This window comes from Streptomyces sp. NPDC046122, assembly GCF_056429965.1.
This window is the reverse complement of record NZ_JBWKLQ010000002.1, coordinates 466,568-481,003: the sequence shown is the minus strand read 5'-3', so window position 1 is coordinate 481,003 and position 14,436 is coordinate 466,568. Positions and strand designations below refer to the sequence as shown.

Here is a 14,436-nt window from a genome sequence, read left to right as displayed (position 1 = left end):
GTTGTGGCCGGAAAACCGTCCGGAAGGCCGTCCCGGAAGTCCGCTCGCGATGCCCGTCCGCGGAGCCCGTCCGGAGATCCGGTGGGGGCGAGTCCGCCCGGGAACGCGCGAAGGGGCGTCCGCCGGCCGGCGGACGCCCCTGAGCTGTCGGTGCGCTGCGGGTCAGACCTGGCCGGCCTTCTCCAGGGCGGTGCAGCAGGTGTCGACGATCAGCCGCGTGACGACGTACGGGTCGACGTTCGCGTTCGGGCGGCGGTCCTCGATGTAGCCCTTCTTGTCCTGGCCGACCTGCCACGGGATGCGGACCGAGGCGCCGCGGTCGGAGACGCCGTAGCTGTACTCGTTCCACGGGGCGGTCTCGTGCAGGCCGGTGAGGCGGTCGTCGATGCCCGCGCCGTAGTTCTTGACGTGGTCCATCGGCTTCGAGCCCTCGCCCAGCGACTCGCACGCGGTGATGATGGCGTCGTAACCCTCGCGCATCGCCTTCGTCGAGAAGTTGGTGTGAGCGCCCGCGCCGTTCCAGTCGCCCTTGACCGGCTTCGGGTCGAGGGTGGCGGAGACGTTGAAGTCCTCGGCGGTGCGGTAGAGCAGCCAGCGGGCGACCCACAGCTGGTCGGCGACCTCCAGCGGAGCCAGCGGGCCCACCTGGAACTCCCACTGGCCCGGCATGACCTCGGCGTTGATGCCGGAGATGCCCAGACCGGCGGCGAGGCAGTGGTCGAGGTGCTTCTCGACGATCTCGCGGCCGAAGATCTCGTCCGCGCCGACGCCGCAGTAGTAGCCGCCCTGCGCGGCCGGGAAGCCGCCCTCGGGGAAGCCGAGCGGGCGGTGCCCGTCGAAGAAGGTGTACTCCTGCTCGATGCCGAAGATCGGCTCCTGGCCGGCGAACTGCTCGGCGACCGGACGCAGCAGCGCACGCGTGTTGGACTCGTGCGGCGTCATGTCGATGTTCAGGACCTCGCACATGACCAGGACGTTGTCACCGCCGCGGATGGGGTCCGGGCAGGAGAACACGGGCTGGAGCACGCGGTCGGACGCGTGGCCCACGGCCTGGTTCGTGCTGGATCCGTCGAAGCCCCAGATGGGCAGCTCGGCGCCGTCGGCCAGTATCTTCGTCTTCGAGCGAAGCTTGGCGGTCGGCTCTGTGCCGTCGATCCAGATGTACTCGGCCTTGAAGGTCACGGACGCCATCCTTTGCGGTGCTGCTGCGGTACTGCGGCTTGTGAGGGCAGCTTCGCAAGCGCTGATTTCCCGTCCGTTGCCCGATTGTGAACCCCGTGTTACTCAGGTTTCCTGCGTATCACGCGTGCGTATCGCGGCCCTTCGCCCGGTTACGGGGCCCGTACGACCGCCGCCGCGGCCGTGTACGGAGGTCCGCCCGGCGCCGCCGCGTCCCGCCGCCCGTCCCGGGCACACTGGCAGGCATGACCGCATCGATGACCAGGCCGCGACCGCGCGTCGGACTCCTCGGCACCGGGCCCTGGGCGGCCGGCACCCACGCACCGGGGCTCGCCGCGCACCCCGGGGTCGAGTTCGCGGGCGTGTGGGGACGGCGGCCCGAGGCGGCCGCCGCACTGGCCGCCGCCCACGGCGCCACGGCGTACGACGACGTCGACGCCCTCTTCGCGGCGTGCGACGCCGTGGCGATCGCCCTGCCGCCCGACGTCCAGGCCCCGCTGGCGGCCCGCGCGGCGGCGGCCGGGTGCCACCTGCTGCTGGACAAGCCGCCGGCGACGACGGTTGCGGGGGCCCGGGAGGTCGCCGAGGCGGCGGGGAAGGCGGGCGTGGCGTCCGTGCTCTTCTGCACGCTGCGCTTCGCGACGGGCACGGCGCGGTGGATCGCCGCGCAGGCCGCGGCGGGGGACTGGTTCACGGCGCACGCGCGGTGGCTCGGCGCGCTGTACTCGCCGGGCGCCGACAGCCCGTACGCCGCGTCGCCCTGGCGCCGTGAGAAGGGCGCCCTGTGGGACGTCGGGCCGCACGCGCTGTCCGTCCTCCTGCCGGTCCTCGGCGACGTCACGGCGACGACCGCGGCACGCGGCCCCGGCGACACGGTCCACCTCGTACTGCGCCACGCCTCGCAGGCGTCGAGCACGGTCACCCTGAGCCTGAGCGCCCCGGTGGGCGCGGTGGGGGCGGCGGTGGAGCTGCGGGGTGCGCGGGGCGCGGCCGCCATGCCGTCGTGGGGCGACGCGGCCGACGCCTTCGGCGCGGCGGTCGACGCACTGCTGCACGCCGCGCGCACGGCAGAGCCGCATCCGTGCGACGCGGCGTTCGGTCTGCGCCTGACGGAGATCCTCGCGGAGGCCGAGGCGCAGCTCGCCTGAGCGGGCCGGTCCGGAGCGGGCGGGAGCGCGGGGCCCCCGCCCGCCCCGGGCGACGCGTCACCCCACGCGCTCGATCCGCGCGTTGCGGATGAGGAACTTGCCGGGCTCCCTTACCTGCTCGAACGCGGCGTTGTTGAGCAGGGCGCAGCTGCCGGAGGCCGAAGTGACCTCGACCGTGGTCGACTTGGCGTTGTCGAGGTTGGTGACCTTGAGCTTGGTCCCGACGGGGAACTCCCCGCTGGAGGCGGCCGGCGCGCCGCCTTCACCGGACAGCGTGACGGTCGAACCGGCGCACACGACGTCGCCCGCCGCCCCCTCGCCGGCCCCTTCGCCCCCGCCCGCCGCCGGGGGAGCCGTCCCCTCACCGGGCGGTGCCGCGCCCTCGGCCGGCGGTGCCGCGCCCTCGGCCGGCGGGGCCGCCTGGTCCGCCTCGCCGCCCTGGTCCGCCGGCGGGGCCTCGGCGTCACACCCGGACGCCGCCTGCTGACGCCTGATCTGCTCGACGACCGCCTCCCGGTTGGCGATCCTCGCCTGCGACTGCGCGTCGGGATTGGCGCGCTGACCGGCGATGAACTTCTCGTTGTTGCTCAGTGCGGTGGCCAGCCCGTCACAGGCCACCGACGCCTGGCTCGTACCGGTCATCACGACGGCGGTGCCCGCGATCAGCGCGGCGGCGCCCGCCAGCAGGGCGAGCTTCTTCTTGCGGCTGAGGGACTTCTTGCGCGACACGTGCGACTCCTGTCCGCGGCCGTGTGCACCACGGCCGCCTGGGTTTCCGTGTGCCGTTACGTACGAGTAGCGACCCCGTCCGTCTCAATCACCCCAGTGGCAACTTCCGTATCAGGCAGGCGGAAGCGCCCGGCACAGTGCGTCCAGCGCACCCGCGTACGTGTGCTCGGGCGGCGTCGCGTACCCCACGACCAGGCCGTCCCGTCCGCCCTCCGTGACCCGGTCCGGATGCCGGTACGCGGAGAGCCCCTCCACCGCCAGCCCCTGCCACGCGGCGGCCTTGACCACAGCCCGCTCGGTGCCCGGCGGCAGTTCGAGCACGGCGTGCAGGCCCGCCGCGATGCCCGTCACGCGCACGTGCGGCGCGCGCTCGGCCAGGACCGCGACCAGCTGGTCGCGCCTGCGCCGGTGGCGCTGCCGCATCCGGCGCACATGACGGTCGTACGCACCCGAGGTGACGAAGTCCGCCAGCGTCAGCTGCTCCGTCGCACTCGACCACTGCTCGCGCTCGCCCTTCGCCGTCACGACGGCGTCCACCAGCCGCTCCGGAAGCACCATCCAGCCGATCCGCAGCGTCGGCGACAGGCTCTTGCTGACCGACCCGATCAGCGCCACGTGGTCCGGGTCGAGGCCCTGCACCGCGCCCACCGGCTGCCGGTCGTAACGGAACTCGCCGTCGTAGTCGTCCTCCACGACGAGCCCGCCCGCCGCCCGCGCCCGGTCCACGACGGCCGCGCGCCGCTCGGGGCGCAGCGGGCCGCCCGTCGGGAACTGGTGCGCGGGCGTGAGCAGCACGGTCCCCGGACCGGACAGCTCGCTCACCACGGCCCCGTCCTCGTCGACCCCCACGGGCGAGGTGCGTACCCCCTCCTCCGCCAGCAGCGCACGGTGGAACGGCAACCCGTACTCCTCCACCGTCCATGTCCCGCCCACCACCCGGGCCAGCAGCCGCAGGGCGTGCGCGGCCCCCGAGCACAGCACGATCCGGCCGGCGTCCGCCCGTACCCCGCGCACCCGCGCCAGATACTCCGCCAGCGCCTGACGCAGCTCCGCGCGGCCCCGTGGATCACCGGGCCCGAACACGTCGTGGGGCGCGGCGGTCAGCGCCCGGCGGGCCGAGGCGAGCCAGGCGGCGCGCGGGAAGGCCGACGGGTCGGGCCGGCCCTGGACGAGGTCGTACGCCGGACGGGGGTCCCGCGCGGGGGTGCGGGGCCGCGGAACGGGCGCGGCCGGTGCGGCGCGCGGCGCCACCCGCGTCCCGGAGCCCTGGCGGGCCGTCAGCCAGCCCTCCGCCACGAGTTCGGCGTACGCGTCGGCGACGGTGTTGCGCGCGAGCCCGAGGTCGGCGGCGAGCGAGCGGTACGGGGGCAGCCGCGTACCCGGGGCGAGCCGCCCGCCCCGTACGGCCTCCCGCAGGGCCCGCGTCAGCGCGGCGCGGCGGCTGCCCGGCCCGGCGGCCTCCAGCTCCAGATGCAGGTCGCTGCCGAGCCCTTCAGCCGAATTGACCCATGATTCCGCCACTGGAATGCACCCCTTCACCGGTCGCTCGTACCCGTAGATTCGTCATCATGACGACGACACAGATCCAGCAGACGGCCGTGACGTCCCCCCGCCTGAACTTCGCCAAGGCCGCGCCCAAGGTGTTCCGGGCCGTTGTCGGCCTCGACGCCGCGGCCCGCGAAGGGCTCGACCCGACGCTGGTCGAGCTGGTCCAGATCCGCGCCTCGCACCTCAACCGCTGCGCGTACTGCCTGCACATGCACACCTCCGACGCGCGCAAGGCGGGCGAGAGCGAGGAGCGGACGCACATGGTCGCGGTGTGGAAGGAGGCCGCGCACTTCTTCTCGGAGAAGGAGCAGGCCGCCCTGGCCCTCACCGACGCCGTGACGCTGGTCGCGGACGGCGGCGTCCCGGACGACGTGTACGCACGGGCGTCGGCCCACTTCGACGACGGGGAACTGGCGGGGCTCCTGGCCCTGATCCTCGCGATCAACACCTGGAACCGCATCGCCCTGGCCACCGCGAAGCGGGCGGGCGAGGACGAACGCGTCAGCCCGTGAAGTGACGTGGTGTCAGTTCATCGGCCCATGGCATCGCGTACGGCCTCGTCCGTACGCGCCACCACGGCCGTGCCGTCCTCCGCGGTGATGATCGGCCGCTGGATCAGCTTCGGGTGCTCGGAGAGCGCCGCGATCCAGCGGTCCCGCGAACCGGCGTCCCGCGCCCAGTCCTTGAGGCCCAGCTCCTTCGCCACCGCCTCCTGCGTGCGCGTGATGTCCCACGGCTCGAGCCCGAGCCGCTCCAGCACCGCACGGATCTCGTCCTGGTTCGGTACGTCCTCCAGGTACCGGCGCACGGTGTAGTCGGCGCCCTCCTCGTCCAGGAGGTGCAGTGCGCTGCGGCACTTCGAACACGCGGGGTTGATCCAGATCTCCATGGCCACCACCGTACCTCCAGCCCCGTCAAACACCGTCTGGCCAGGGCCGATTGTCAGTGGTGCCCAGTAAAATCGAAGGAGTCAGAGAGGGTTTTCGACCGCCCAGGAGGATGCCCATGACCGCAGCCGCACTGCTCCCGACCGCTCCGCAGCCGCCGGCCAGGATCCCACTGCCGGCCGGGCGGCCGCGCGCGTGGTACGAGACGCACAACCGCCGCCTCAAGGCCATGCGCCTGGCCATCGCCCTGCTCGACACCGGCGTGTACCACCCGTCCCAGGCCCCCGACCGCAAGATACGCACCGTCGCGGAGCGCGTCGGCATCCACCCGCCGTCGGCCGCGACCTGCATGATGGTGCGCAGCCTTATCCGCTACGGCCGCTGACGCAACGGCGAGGGCCGCCCCCCGGAATCCGGACGGCGGCCCTCGTCGATCGCTCGCGAGCGTTACGGCTTAGAGGTCGAAGTACAGCTCGAACTCGTGGGGGTGCGGGCGGAGCTGGATCGGGGCGATCTCGTTCACGCGCTTGTAGTCGATCCACGTCTCGATCAGGTCGGGGGTGAAGACACCGCCGGCCAGCAGGTAGTCGTGGTCCGCCTCCAGGGCGTCCAGCACGGCGGGGAGCGAGGTCGGGACCTGCTGGACGTTCGCGTGCTCCTCGGGAGCCAGCTCGTACAGGTCCTTGTCGATCGGCTCCGCCGGCTCGATCTTGTTCTTCACGCCGTCCAGGCCGGCCATCAGGAGCGCCGAGAACGCGAGGTACGGGTTCGAGGACGGGTCCGGGGCGCGGAACTCGACGCGCTTGGCCTTCGGGTTCGAGCCCGTGATCGGGATACGCATGGCGGCCGAGCGGTTGCGCTGCGAGTACACCATGTTGACCGGGGCCTCGAAGCCGGGCACCAGGCGGTGGTACGAGTTCACCGTCGGGTTGGTGAAGGCCAGCAGCGACGGCGCGTGCTTCAGGATGCCGCCGATGTAGTAGCGGGCCATGTCCGAGAGGCCCGCGTAACCCTGCTCGTCGTAGAACAGCGGGTTGCCGCCGGACCACAGTGACTGGTGGACGTGCATGCCCGAGCCGTTGTCACCGAAGATCGGCTTCGGCATGAAGGTCGCGGTCTTGCCGTTGCGCCAGGCGACGTTCTTCACGACGTACTTGAAGAGCATCAGGTCGTCGGCCGCGGCGAGCAGCGTGTTGAACTTGTAGTTGATCTCGGCCTGGCCGGCGGTGCCGACCTCGTGGTGCTGGCGCTCGACCTGGAGGCCGTTCTTGTCCAGCTCCAGGGAGATCTCGGCACGCAGGTCGGCGAAGTGGTCGACCGGCGGGGTGGGGAAGTAGCCGCCCTTGTAGCGGACCTTGTAACCGCGGTTGTTCTCGACCGCACCGGTGTTCCAGGCGCCGGCCTCGGAGTCGATGTGGTAGAAGGACTCGTTCGCCGAGGTCTGGAAGCGCACGTTGTCGAACACGTAGAACTCGGCCTCGGGGCCGAAGTACGCCGTGTCGGCGATGCCGGTGGACGTGAGGTACGCCTCGGCCTTCTTCGCCACGTTCCGCGGGTCACGGCTGTACTGCTCGCCCGTGATCGGGTCGTGGATGAAGAAGTTGATGTTGACCGTCTTGTCCTTGCGGAACGGGTCGAGACGGGCGGTCGACAGGTCCGCGCGGAGCGCCATGTCGGACTCGTGGATGGCCTGGAAGCCGCGGATCGACGATCCGTCGAAGGCCAGCTCCTCGTTCGGGTCGAACGCCGCGGCCGGGATCGTGAAGTGCTGCATCACTCCGGGCAGGTCGCAGAACCGGACGTCGACGAACTTGACGTCTTCGTCGGCGAGGAACTTCTTCGCATCGTCGGCGTTCTGGAACATCCAACTCCTCCTACTCCCACCCGGTGGGGATGGGGTTGCAGCTCTCCGTGCGGCCAGTGCGGTGGCACACGCTGGACCCGACCATAGGCAGACGGGATTTCTCAAGCATGACCCATTTGTTTCGCCCAAGTTAACCGGACCGGCTCCGGACCGGCTCCGTCCGGAAGCCCGGCGGGCCGCGACGGGCCCCGGTCTCCAGGGTACGAAAGCGGTCGCAGTACCGTGTACGGGTGGACAACAGGCAAGCAATCGGATCGTGGCTCTCCGGGCCGGGCGAAGCCGCCAAGCAGATGGGCGCCGACACCGGGTACCGGGGTGAGAGGCTCGGACTCCCCGAGCACGGGCCGGGCGCCATCGCCCCGCTGGGCCGGCGCTTCGGCGCCCTCTTCGCCGACTGGGCCCTGTGCATGGTCATCGCATACGGGCTGCTCACGGGCGGTGACGGCCAGGCGTCCGGCAACTGGGCGCTGGGCGTGCTGCTCGTCATGAGCGTCCTCACCGTCGGTACGGTCGGCTCCACCCCCGGCAAGCGCCTCTTCGGCCTGCGCGTCGTCTCCGAGGACGGTGGCCGCCTCGGCTTCTTCCGCGTGATCGTCCGCAGCGTCCTGCTGTGCCTCGCGATCCCCGCCCTGGTCTGGGACCGCGACGGCCGCGGCCTGCACGACCGCCTGGCACGCGCCGTCCAGGTCAGGATCTGAGCGCACGCGCGTCCAGGTCAGGCTGAGCGCGCGGGCCCGGCTACGGGGCCCGGAGAACGGGAAGGCGGCCCGGAACCTCTCGGTTCCGGGCCGCCTTCCGTTTCCGGATGTCGTACGGGCGGGAGAGGTCAGCGCATCTTTCCGCGCGGCATGCGGCCGCCCTTGGGCATCGGCCCCTTCGGCAGCGGCATGTTCGACATCAGGTCGCCCATCGCGCGCAGCCGGTCGTTGGCCGTGGTCACCTGGGGGCCGGTGAGGACGCGCGGCAGCTTGATCATCGTGGTGCGCAGCTTCTTCAGCGGCACCTGACCCTCGTCGTTGCCGACGATGATGTCGTGGACCGGTACGTCCACCACGATCCGCGCCATCTTCCTCTTCTCGGCCGCCAGCAGGGTCTTCAGCCGGTTCGGGTTGCCCTCGGCCACCAGGACGATGCCGGCCTTGCCGACGGCCCGGTGCACGACGTCCTGGTTGCGGTTCATCGCCACCGCGGGAGTCGTCGACCAGCCGCGCCCGACGTTCTGCAGGACGGAGGCCGCAGCGCCCGGCTGTCCCTCCATCTGCCCGAAGGCGGCTCGCTCGGCACGGCGTCCGAAGACGATCGCCATCGCGAGGAAAGCCAGCAGGAAGCCCAGAATGCCCAGATAGACCGGGTGATCGATCAAGAAGCCGATCGCGAGGAAGACACCGAACGTGACGATGCCCACACCCGCGAGAACGAGACCGATCTTGGAGTCGGCCCGCCGGGTCATCTTGTAGGTCAGGGCAATCTGCTTGAGTCGCCCGGGGTTCGCAGTGTCCGCGTTGTCTGCGCGTTCCTTCCTCGCCATGCTGTGAAGTTTACGTTGCCTGGGAAGTCCGGCCCGCCACGGCCTCCAGTACGTGCTGCGCCTCGACCCGGTCCTTCGCCCTGCGCCGGTCCTCGAGCACCGATGTCCAGGCGTTTCGGCGTGCGGTGCGCTGTCCGCCGCCCATGAGCAGGGACTCGACGGCGCGCAGGGCGTCGGTGACGGACGGGACGGCGGTAGCGCGGACGGGTGTCGCGGCCTGCATGGTGTGGGTCCCCCCTCGGAGTGGTGACTCGGGTACGGGAAGGTGCGGAAGTGCAGCTGTGCGTAAACCTAGGGTCACTGATTGGTGTTACCAGCGCATGACCGGGCGGTCAAACACCCATGAACCGATGACACGTACGGCTGAAACGACGGCGCGGCCCGCACGGTCCCCCTACCTGCGGGGACGGTGCGGGCCGCGCCGTATTGGCCATTACTGGCCAGTAATCACTTGTGCCGGGATTCACACGGTAGGCGTGGCGGACAGCGCCGCGCGCCGCTCCATCGCCTGGCCGAACAGACGGCCCGCGCGGTACGACGAACGGACCAGCGGCCCGGACATCACGCCGGAGTAGCCGATCTTGTCGGCCTCGTCCTTCAGCTCCACGAACTCGTGCGGCTTCACCCAGCGCTCGACGGGGTGGTGACGCGGCGAGGGGCGCAGGTACTGCGTGATCGTGATGAGCTCGCAGCCCGCGTCGTACAGGTCCTGGAGCGCCTGGCTGACCTCTTCGCGCTCCTCGCCCATGCCCAGGATGAGGTTCGACTTGGTGACCAGGCCGGCCTCGCGGGCGCGCGTGATCACTTCGAGGGAGCGCTCGTAGCGGAAGCCGGGGCGGATGCGCTTGAAGATGCGCGGCACCGTCTCCACGTTGTGGGCGAGGACCTCCGGGCGGGACGAGAAGACCTCGGCCAGCTGCTCGGGGACCGCGTTGAAGTCGGGGATCAGCAGCTCGACCTTGGTGCGGCCGGCCTCTCGCTCCGAGGTCATCGCGTGGATCTGGCGCACGGTCTCCGCGTACAGCCAGGCGCCGCCGTCCTCCAGGTCGTCGCGCGCGACGCCGGTGATCGTGGCGTAGTTCAGGTCCATCGTGACGACGGACTCACCCACACGGCGCGGTTCGTCCAGGTCGAGCGCGGCGGGCTTGCCGGTGTCGATCTGGCAGAAGTCGCAGCGCCTGGTGCACTGGTCGCCGCCGATGAGGAAGGTGGCCTCGCGGTCCTCCCAGCATTCGTAGATGTTCGGACAGCCGGCCTCCTGGCACACCGTGTGCAGTCCTTCGCCCTTCACGAGCGCCTGCATCTTGGTGTACTCGGGGCCCATCTTCGCCCGGGTCTTGATCCACTCGGGCTTGCGCTCGATGGGGGTCTGGCTGTTCCGGACCTCCAGGCGCAGCATCTTGCGTCCGTCGGGTGCGACTGCGGACACGTCCGGCTCCCTACGACTTCGATTCTTCGGCGTCCACCAGGGTACGCCCGATATTTGTATGGGATTACGTCTCGCCAACCCATGGCCATCGGTCGGCATTCCCGGGGAGCTAGGCGGTGGCCTTCTCGACGGGGCGAGGGGCGAGATCCGCGTTCTCCAGCACGTCCCTCAGGTGCCTCTCGACGACCGGCAGGACCTCGTCGATCGTCACGTCCCGGCCCAGCTCGCCCGCGAGCGAGGCGACGCCCGCGTCGCGGATGCCGCACGGGACGATCCGGTCGAACCAGGTGTTGTCCGGGTTCACGTTCAGCGCGAAGCCGTGCATCGTGACGCCCTTGGCGACCCGGATGCCGATGGCCGCGAGCTTGCGGTCCTCGCGGCGCTGGCCGGCGTTGGACGGGGCGTACTCGGGACCGTTCAGCCTCGGGTCGAACTCGTCGTCCTGGAGCCGCGGATCGAAGTCCAGGGAGAGCCCGCCGATCGCCGGCCGCTGCTCCACCGGGTCGCCCAGCACCCAGACGCCGCTGCGGCCCTCGACCCGGCTCGTCTCCACGCCGAAGTCGGCGCAGGTGCGGATCAGGGCGTCCTCCAGGCGGCGGACGTGCGCCACCACGTCGACCGGGCGCGGCAGCTTCATGATCGGGTAGCCGACGAGCTGGCCGGGGCCGTGCCAGGTGATCTTGCCGCCCCGGTCCACGTCCACCACGGGCGTGCCGTCGAGCGGGCGCTCGCTGTCCTGCGTACGCCGTCCGGCCGTGTAGACCGGCGGGTGCTCGAGGAGCAGGCAGGTGTCCGGAACCTCGTCCGTGAACCGTGCCGCGTGCACCTCGCGCTGCTTCTGCCACGCCTCCTGGTATTCGACCGCATGCGCGCCGAACCCCAGTCGGACAAACCGCAGCTCACTCACGGCAACGCCTCCCTCGAACCGACAACCAGCGCGTTGTGCGCGCCTCAGCCACTGTACGACCGCTCCGAGCGGGGTCACCGGGCAGGTCGTTTTCGTCAGCGTCGCCACAAATCCTCACACGATCGGATGAATGCGGGTCGAAGGGGCCGGAGCGGACGGCGGGGGCCGCTAAATTCGCGCCGTTCCATGAGGGCTGCTGCCCGGGCGCCCAGAAGGCAGGAGACCGCACAGCTGATGACGGAACGACCCCCGCAGCGCACGCCCAACCGCCAGCTCGCCGCGCTCATCGCGGAAGCGGGATTCTCCAACGCGGGCCTCGCCCGACGGGTGGACCAGCTCGGCCTGGAGCACGGCCTCGACCTGCGGTACGACAAGACATCCGTGACCCGCTGGCTGCGCGGCCAGCAGCCGAGAGGCACCACGCCCGCGCTGATCGCCGAGGTCTTCACCCGGCGCCTCGGCCGGCGGCTGACCGCCCAGGACCTCGGGCTCGACGCCTGCGCGCCGGTCTACGCCGGACTGGAGTTCGCGGCCGGACCCGAGGAGGCCGTCGACATCGTCAGCGGGCTCTGGCGCAAGGACTCCGGCAGCCACGCCGAGCTGCGCAAGATCGCGTTCACCCCGGCCGGGCTCGTGGTGCCGAGCCGGGACTGGCTGATCGGGCGGGCGGACGACCGGGTCGCCCGCGGCGACCCGCAGCCGGCCAACGGCGCACGGGTGCCGGCACAGGGCCGCGCCGTCCTGCCGCGTCAGCGGCAGACCGACCGCGGACCCGGGCAGCGCGTGACCATGGGGGACATCGCGGCGCTGCGCTCGGTCGGCGAGCTGTTCCGGACGCTCGACCACGCCTACGGCGGCGGGCACGCCCGCCAGGCCCTGGTGCGCTACCTGGAGCACGAGACCGAACCGATGCTGAGAGGCACGTACGGGGAGGCGACCGGGCGGCGGCTCTTCGGGGCCGCCGCGGACCTGACCCGGCTGGCGGGCTGGACGTCGTTCGACATCGCCGCGCACGGCCTCGCCCAGCGGTACTTCGTCCAGGCGCTGCGCCTCGCGCAGGCGGCGGGCGACCGGCCGTACGGGTCGTACGTCCTGGTCACCATGAGCCGGCAGGCGGTCCACCTCGGCCACGGCCGGGAGGCCGTGCAGCTGGCGCGGGTCGCACAGCAGGGCGTCGGCAGCGCGGCGCCGGCCGTCGTCCAGGCGCTGCTCCACGCGGCGGAGGCGCGCGGGCACGGCGTGCTGGGCGAGGTCCGGGCGTGCACGGCCTCGCTCGTACGGGCGGAACGCGCGATGGAGGCGGCGCGGCCGGGGGACGAACTGCCCCACTGGGCGCGCTTCTTCGACGAGGCCCAGCTGGCGGACGAGTTCGCGCACTGCCACCGGGACCTCCAGCAGTACCGCGCGGCGGCCCAGCACGCGGAGCGCTCGCTCCAGCTCCGCTCGCCCGGGTACGCCCGCAGCCGACTGTTCTGCCGTGTGGTGCTGGCGACCGCGCGGCTGGGTCTCGGGGAGCTGGACCAGGCGTGCTCGCTGGGCGCCGAGGCGGCCCAGCAGGCCACCGAGATGCGGTCGGCGCGGGCGCTGGAGTACGTGCGGGACTTCGAGAAGCGGCTGGAGCCGTACCGCGACGCGGTGGCGGTCCGCACCTACCGGGACCGGGTGGCGGCGCTGGGGTGACCCACGCGCCCGGCGGCGCCTGCCGGGGGCGGGCGGATTCCCCGTGCCCGGCGGCGCCGTTCCGCCGGCCGCTCCGCCTCGGGCCGTCCGGTGGGGCGGCCGGGCGGGGCCGAGCCGTCCGCGCGGCGGAGGGCCCGCGGGCCTACGCGGCCTCGCGCAGCGCCTGGGTCGCGTAGCCCGGCTGGATGCCGAAGTCGAGCAGGATCTCGCGCGCGGCCCGGCGGCCGGAGTGCAGCGCCCCCTGCACCGTGCTCGTCTCCCGGTGGTCACCGCACACGTACAGGCCCGAGAGGAGCCGCACCGGGCGGCGCAGGTCGTGCGGCGCCGGCATGGCCGGGACCGCCTCCCGGTCGTGGTGGACCGCGAGGAGTTCCCAGTCGTCGGTGGACACGCCGTACAACCGGGCCAGGTGTGCCCGCACCGCGTGGTCGGGGTGCGGCGGCGGCGTGCCGAGGACCGTGGAGGAGATCAGCGACCGGCCGCGCGGCGCGCGTGACGGGTCGACCTCGCTGAGCACCGCCGTGTGCGAGACGGGACCGCTCCGGTCGGCGTCCAGCAGCAGGGCGGGGTCCGCGAGCGGGGACGCGGGCGCGGCGTGGTGCACCACCGTCACCTGGTGGAAGCCCGGCACCCGGAGCCCCGGCAGAAGCCTGGCGGCGGCCCGGGCCCCGGTGGCCAGCAGCAGGGCGCGGCAGCCGAACGCGCCGTGCTCCTCGGTGGTGACCGAGGTGGTCGAGGCCCCGGTCACCCGTACCCCGGTACGGACGGTCCCCGGCGGGAGCGTGGCCGCCAGCAGCTCGGGCAGCGCCGAGGCCCCGCCCTCCGGTACGCACAGCCTGCCGCGCGCGAAGCCGCGCAGCGCGAGGTCGGCGCACCGGCTGGAGGTGGTGAGTCCGGGATCGCTGAGCAGCGCGGAGAGCAGTGGGCGCAGGAAGCCGTTGACCGTACGGGACGGCAGTCCGCGCCCGGACAGTGCTTCGGCGGCGGTCCGTTCGGGCCGGGCCGTCAGCCGGTTCACCGGCGTCCCCGCCAGCCGGCCGAGGGCCGCGCCGAGCCGTGCCTGGTCGAGCGCGCCGCCGAACGGCGGGCGGGGCGCGCCGGCCAGGGCCCGCGCGGCGCTGAGCGCGCCTCGGGCGCTCCCCGCCTCGCCGGCGCGGTAGTGGCGGCCCTCGCTGTGCACGAGGACGCCGGGGGAGAAGGTCCGCAGTGCGAGCCCTTCGAGGCCCGGGGTCCGGAGCAGTTCCGGGTAGGCGGTGCTGAGCACCTGGCCGATGCGGTCGAGCCGGAACCCGTCGATCTCCTCGGTGGCCATTCTTCCGCCGACCCGAGGGGCCGCCTCCAGGATGCCGACCGTCACTCCGGCGCTGGTCAACTGGTGCGCCGCGGAGAGGCCGGCGACCCCGGCCCCCACTATGACGACGTCCGCGTGGTGTGCGGTGGTGAGCACGTGTCCCTCCCCGAGGTCGGCGTGACTGTGGGGGGCTCATGCCCCCGACAGGTCCACGGAATGCCCGAGTTCGGGTTGCAGCGTAGAAGT

General features: G+C 72.3%; 15 protein-coding genes. 5 read left to right on the top strand and 10 right to left on the bottom strand.

The window, feature by feature from the left end:
• Positions 1-162: 162 nt before the first annotated feature.
• Positions 163-1,182, bottom strand: coding sequence for a glutamine synthetase (gene glnII / locus AC07FK_RS07030; protein ID WP_479103270.1), 1,020 nt, complete (start codon positions 1,180-1,182; stop codon positions 163-165).
• 254 nt (positions 1,183-1,436) lie between these two features.
• Between glnII and AC07FK_RS07025 the strand changes: the two genes are divergently transcribed.
• Positions 1,437-2,327, top strand: coding sequence for a Gfo/Idh/MocA family protein (locus AC07FK_RS07025; protein ID WP_479103923.1), 891 nt, complete (start codon positions 1,437-1,439; stop codon positions 2,325-2,327).
• Between the two features lie 57 nt (positions 2,328-2,384).
• Here the strand turns inward: AC07FK_RS07025 and AC07FK_RS07020 are convergent, their stop codons facing one another.
• Positions 2,385-3,056: a hypothetical protein gene (locus AC07FK_RS07020; protein ID WP_479103269.1), complete on the bottom strand. Its 672-nt coding sequence runs from the start codon at positions 3,054-3,056 to the stop codon at positions 2,385-2,387.
• A gap of 111 nt (positions 3,057-3,167) precedes the next feature.
• Positions 3,168-4,577: a MocR-like pyridoxine biosynthesis transcription factor PdxR gene (pdxR, locus tag AC07FK_RS07015; RefSeq protein WP_479103267.1), complete on the bottom strand. Its 1,410-nt coding sequence runs from the start codon at positions 4,575-4,577 to the stop codon at positions 3,168-3,170.
• A 47-nt stretch (positions 4,578-4,624) separates the two neighbouring features.
• Between pdxR and AC07FK_RS07010 the strand changes: the two genes are divergently transcribed.
• Complete coding sequence (locus AC07FK_RS07010; protein WP_479103265.1) at positions 4,625-5,116, top strand: carboxymuconolactone decarboxylase family protein; 492 nt, start codon at positions 4,625-4,627, stop codon at positions 5,114-5,116.
• Between the two features lie 17 nt (positions 5,117-5,133).
• On the opposite strand, the gene AC07FK_RS07005 is transcribed toward AC07FK_RS07010, so the two are convergent.
• On the bottom strand, positions 5,134-5,493 hold the full coding sequence (locus tag AC07FK_RS07005; protein ID WP_479103263.1) for an arsenate reductase family protein: 360 nt from the start codon (positions 5,491-5,493) through the stop codon (positions 5,134-5,136).
• Positions 5,494-5,603: 110 nt separating this feature from the next.
• Between AC07FK_RS07005 and AC07FK_RS07000 the strand changes: the two genes are divergently transcribed.
• Positions 5,604-5,876 (top strand): hypothetical protein, encoded by a 273-nt coding sequence (locus AC07FK_RS07000; protein WP_479103262.1) that lies wholly within the window; start codon positions 5,604-5,606, stop codon positions 5,874-5,876.
• Between the two features lie 69 nt (positions 5,877-5,945).
• On the opposite strand, the gene glnA is transcribed toward AC07FK_RS07000, so the two are convergent.
• The gene (glnA, locus tag AC07FK_RS06995) at positions 5,946-7,355 is read right to left on the bottom strand and encodes a type I glutamate--ammonia ligase (RefSeq protein ID WP_479103261.1); all 1,410 of its coding nucleotides are present in this window, start codon (positions 7,353-7,355) and stop codon (positions 5,946-5,948) included.
• 230 nt (positions 7,356-7,585) lie between these two features.
• Between glnA and AC07FK_RS06990 the strand changes: the two genes are divergently transcribed.
• Positions 7,586-8,053: an RDD family protein gene (locus AC07FK_RS06990; RefSeq protein ID WP_479103259.1), complete on the top strand. Its 468-nt coding sequence runs from the start codon at positions 7,586-7,588 to the stop codon at positions 8,051-8,053.
• 128 nt (positions 8,054-8,181) lie between these two features.
• Here AC07FK_RS06990 and AC07FK_RS06985 read toward each other — a convergent pair whose 3' ends face one another.
• The 4 genes from AC07FK_RS06985 to lipB form a co-directional block, all read right to left on the bottom strand.
• Positions 8,182-8,883 (bottom strand): DUF4191 domain-containing protein, encoded by a 702-nt coding sequence (locus tag AC07FK_RS06985; protein ID WP_479103258.1) that lies wholly within the window; start codon positions 8,881-8,883, stop codon positions 8,182-8,184.
• A 10-nt stretch (positions 8,884-8,893) separates the two neighbouring features.
• On the bottom strand, positions 8,894-9,106 hold the full coding sequence (locus tag AC07FK_RS06980) for an SCO2195 family GlnR-regulated protein (protein WP_453406923.1): 213 nt from the start codon (positions 9,104-9,106) through the stop codon (positions 8,894-8,896).
• A 240-nt stretch (positions 9,107-9,346) separates the two neighbouring features.
• Positions 9,347-10,312: a lipoyl synthase gene (lipA, locus tag AC07FK_RS06975; protein ID WP_479103256.1), complete on the bottom strand. Its 966-nt coding sequence runs from the start codon at positions 10,310-10,312 to the stop codon at positions 9,347-9,349.
• Between the two features lie 109 nt (positions 10,313-10,421).
• Entirely contained in the window at positions 10,422-11,219 is a 798-nt protein-coding gene (lipB, locus tag AC07FK_RS06970; protein ID WP_479103255.1) for a lipoyl(octanoyl) transferase LipB, read from the bottom strand.
• Between the two features lie 234 nt (positions 11,220-11,453).
• Here lipB and AC07FK_RS06965 point away from each other — a divergent pair, with 234 nt between their 5' ends.
• On the top strand, positions 11,454-12,899 hold the full coding sequence (locus AC07FK_RS06965; RefSeq protein ID WP_479103253.1) for a regulator: 1,446 nt from the start codon (positions 11,454-11,456) through the stop codon (positions 12,897-12,899).
• 142 nt (positions 12,900-13,041) lie between these two features.
• Here the strand turns inward: AC07FK_RS06965 and AC07FK_RS06960 are convergent, their stop codons facing one another.
• Positions 13,042-14,346 carry an NAD(P)/FAD-dependent oxidoreductase gene (locus AC07FK_RS06960; RefSeq protein ID WP_479103252.1) on the bottom strand — a complete coding sequence of 435 codons (1,305 nt, stop codon included), beginning with the start codon at positions 14,344-14,346 and terminating at the stop codon, positions 13,042-13,044.
• Positions 14,347-14,436 lie beyond the last annotated feature (90 nt).

Excerpts from the sequence above, each read along its gene's own strand:
- AC07FK_RS07000 (WP_479103262.1), top strand. The coding sequence starts at position 5,604 with ATGCCCATGACCGCAGCCGCACTGCTCCCGACCGCTCCGCAGCCGCCG.
- AC07FK_RS06980 (WP_453406923.1), bottom strand. The coding sequence starts at position 9,106 with ATGCAGGCCGCGACACCCGTCCGCGCTACCGCCGTCCCGTCCGTCACC.
- AC07FK_RS07010 (WP_479103265.1), top strand. The coding sequence starts at position 4,625 with ATGACGACGACACAGATCCAGCAGACGGCCGTGACGTCCCCCCGCCTG.
- AC07FK_RS06985 (WP_479103258.1), bottom strand. The coding sequence starts at position 8,883 with ATGGCGAGGAAGGAACGCGCAGACAACGCGGACACTGCGAACCCCGGG.
- AC07FK_RS06965 (WP_479103253.1), top strand. The coding sequence starts at position 11,454 with ATGACGGAACGACCCCCGCAGCGCACGCCCAACCGCCAGCTCGCCGCG.
- AC07FK_RS07025 (WP_479103923.1), top strand. The coding sequence starts at position 1,437 with ATGACCAGGCCGCGACCGCGCGTCGGACTCCTCGGCACCGGGCCCTGG.
- glnA (WP_479103261.1), bottom strand. The coding sequence starts at position 7,355 with ATGTTCCAGAACGCCGACGATGCGAAGAAGTTCCTCGCCGACGAAGAC.
- AC07FK_RS07005 (WP_479103263.1), bottom strand. The coding sequence starts at position 5,493 with ATGGAGATCTGGATCAACCCCGCGTGTTCGAAGTGCCGCAGCGCACTG.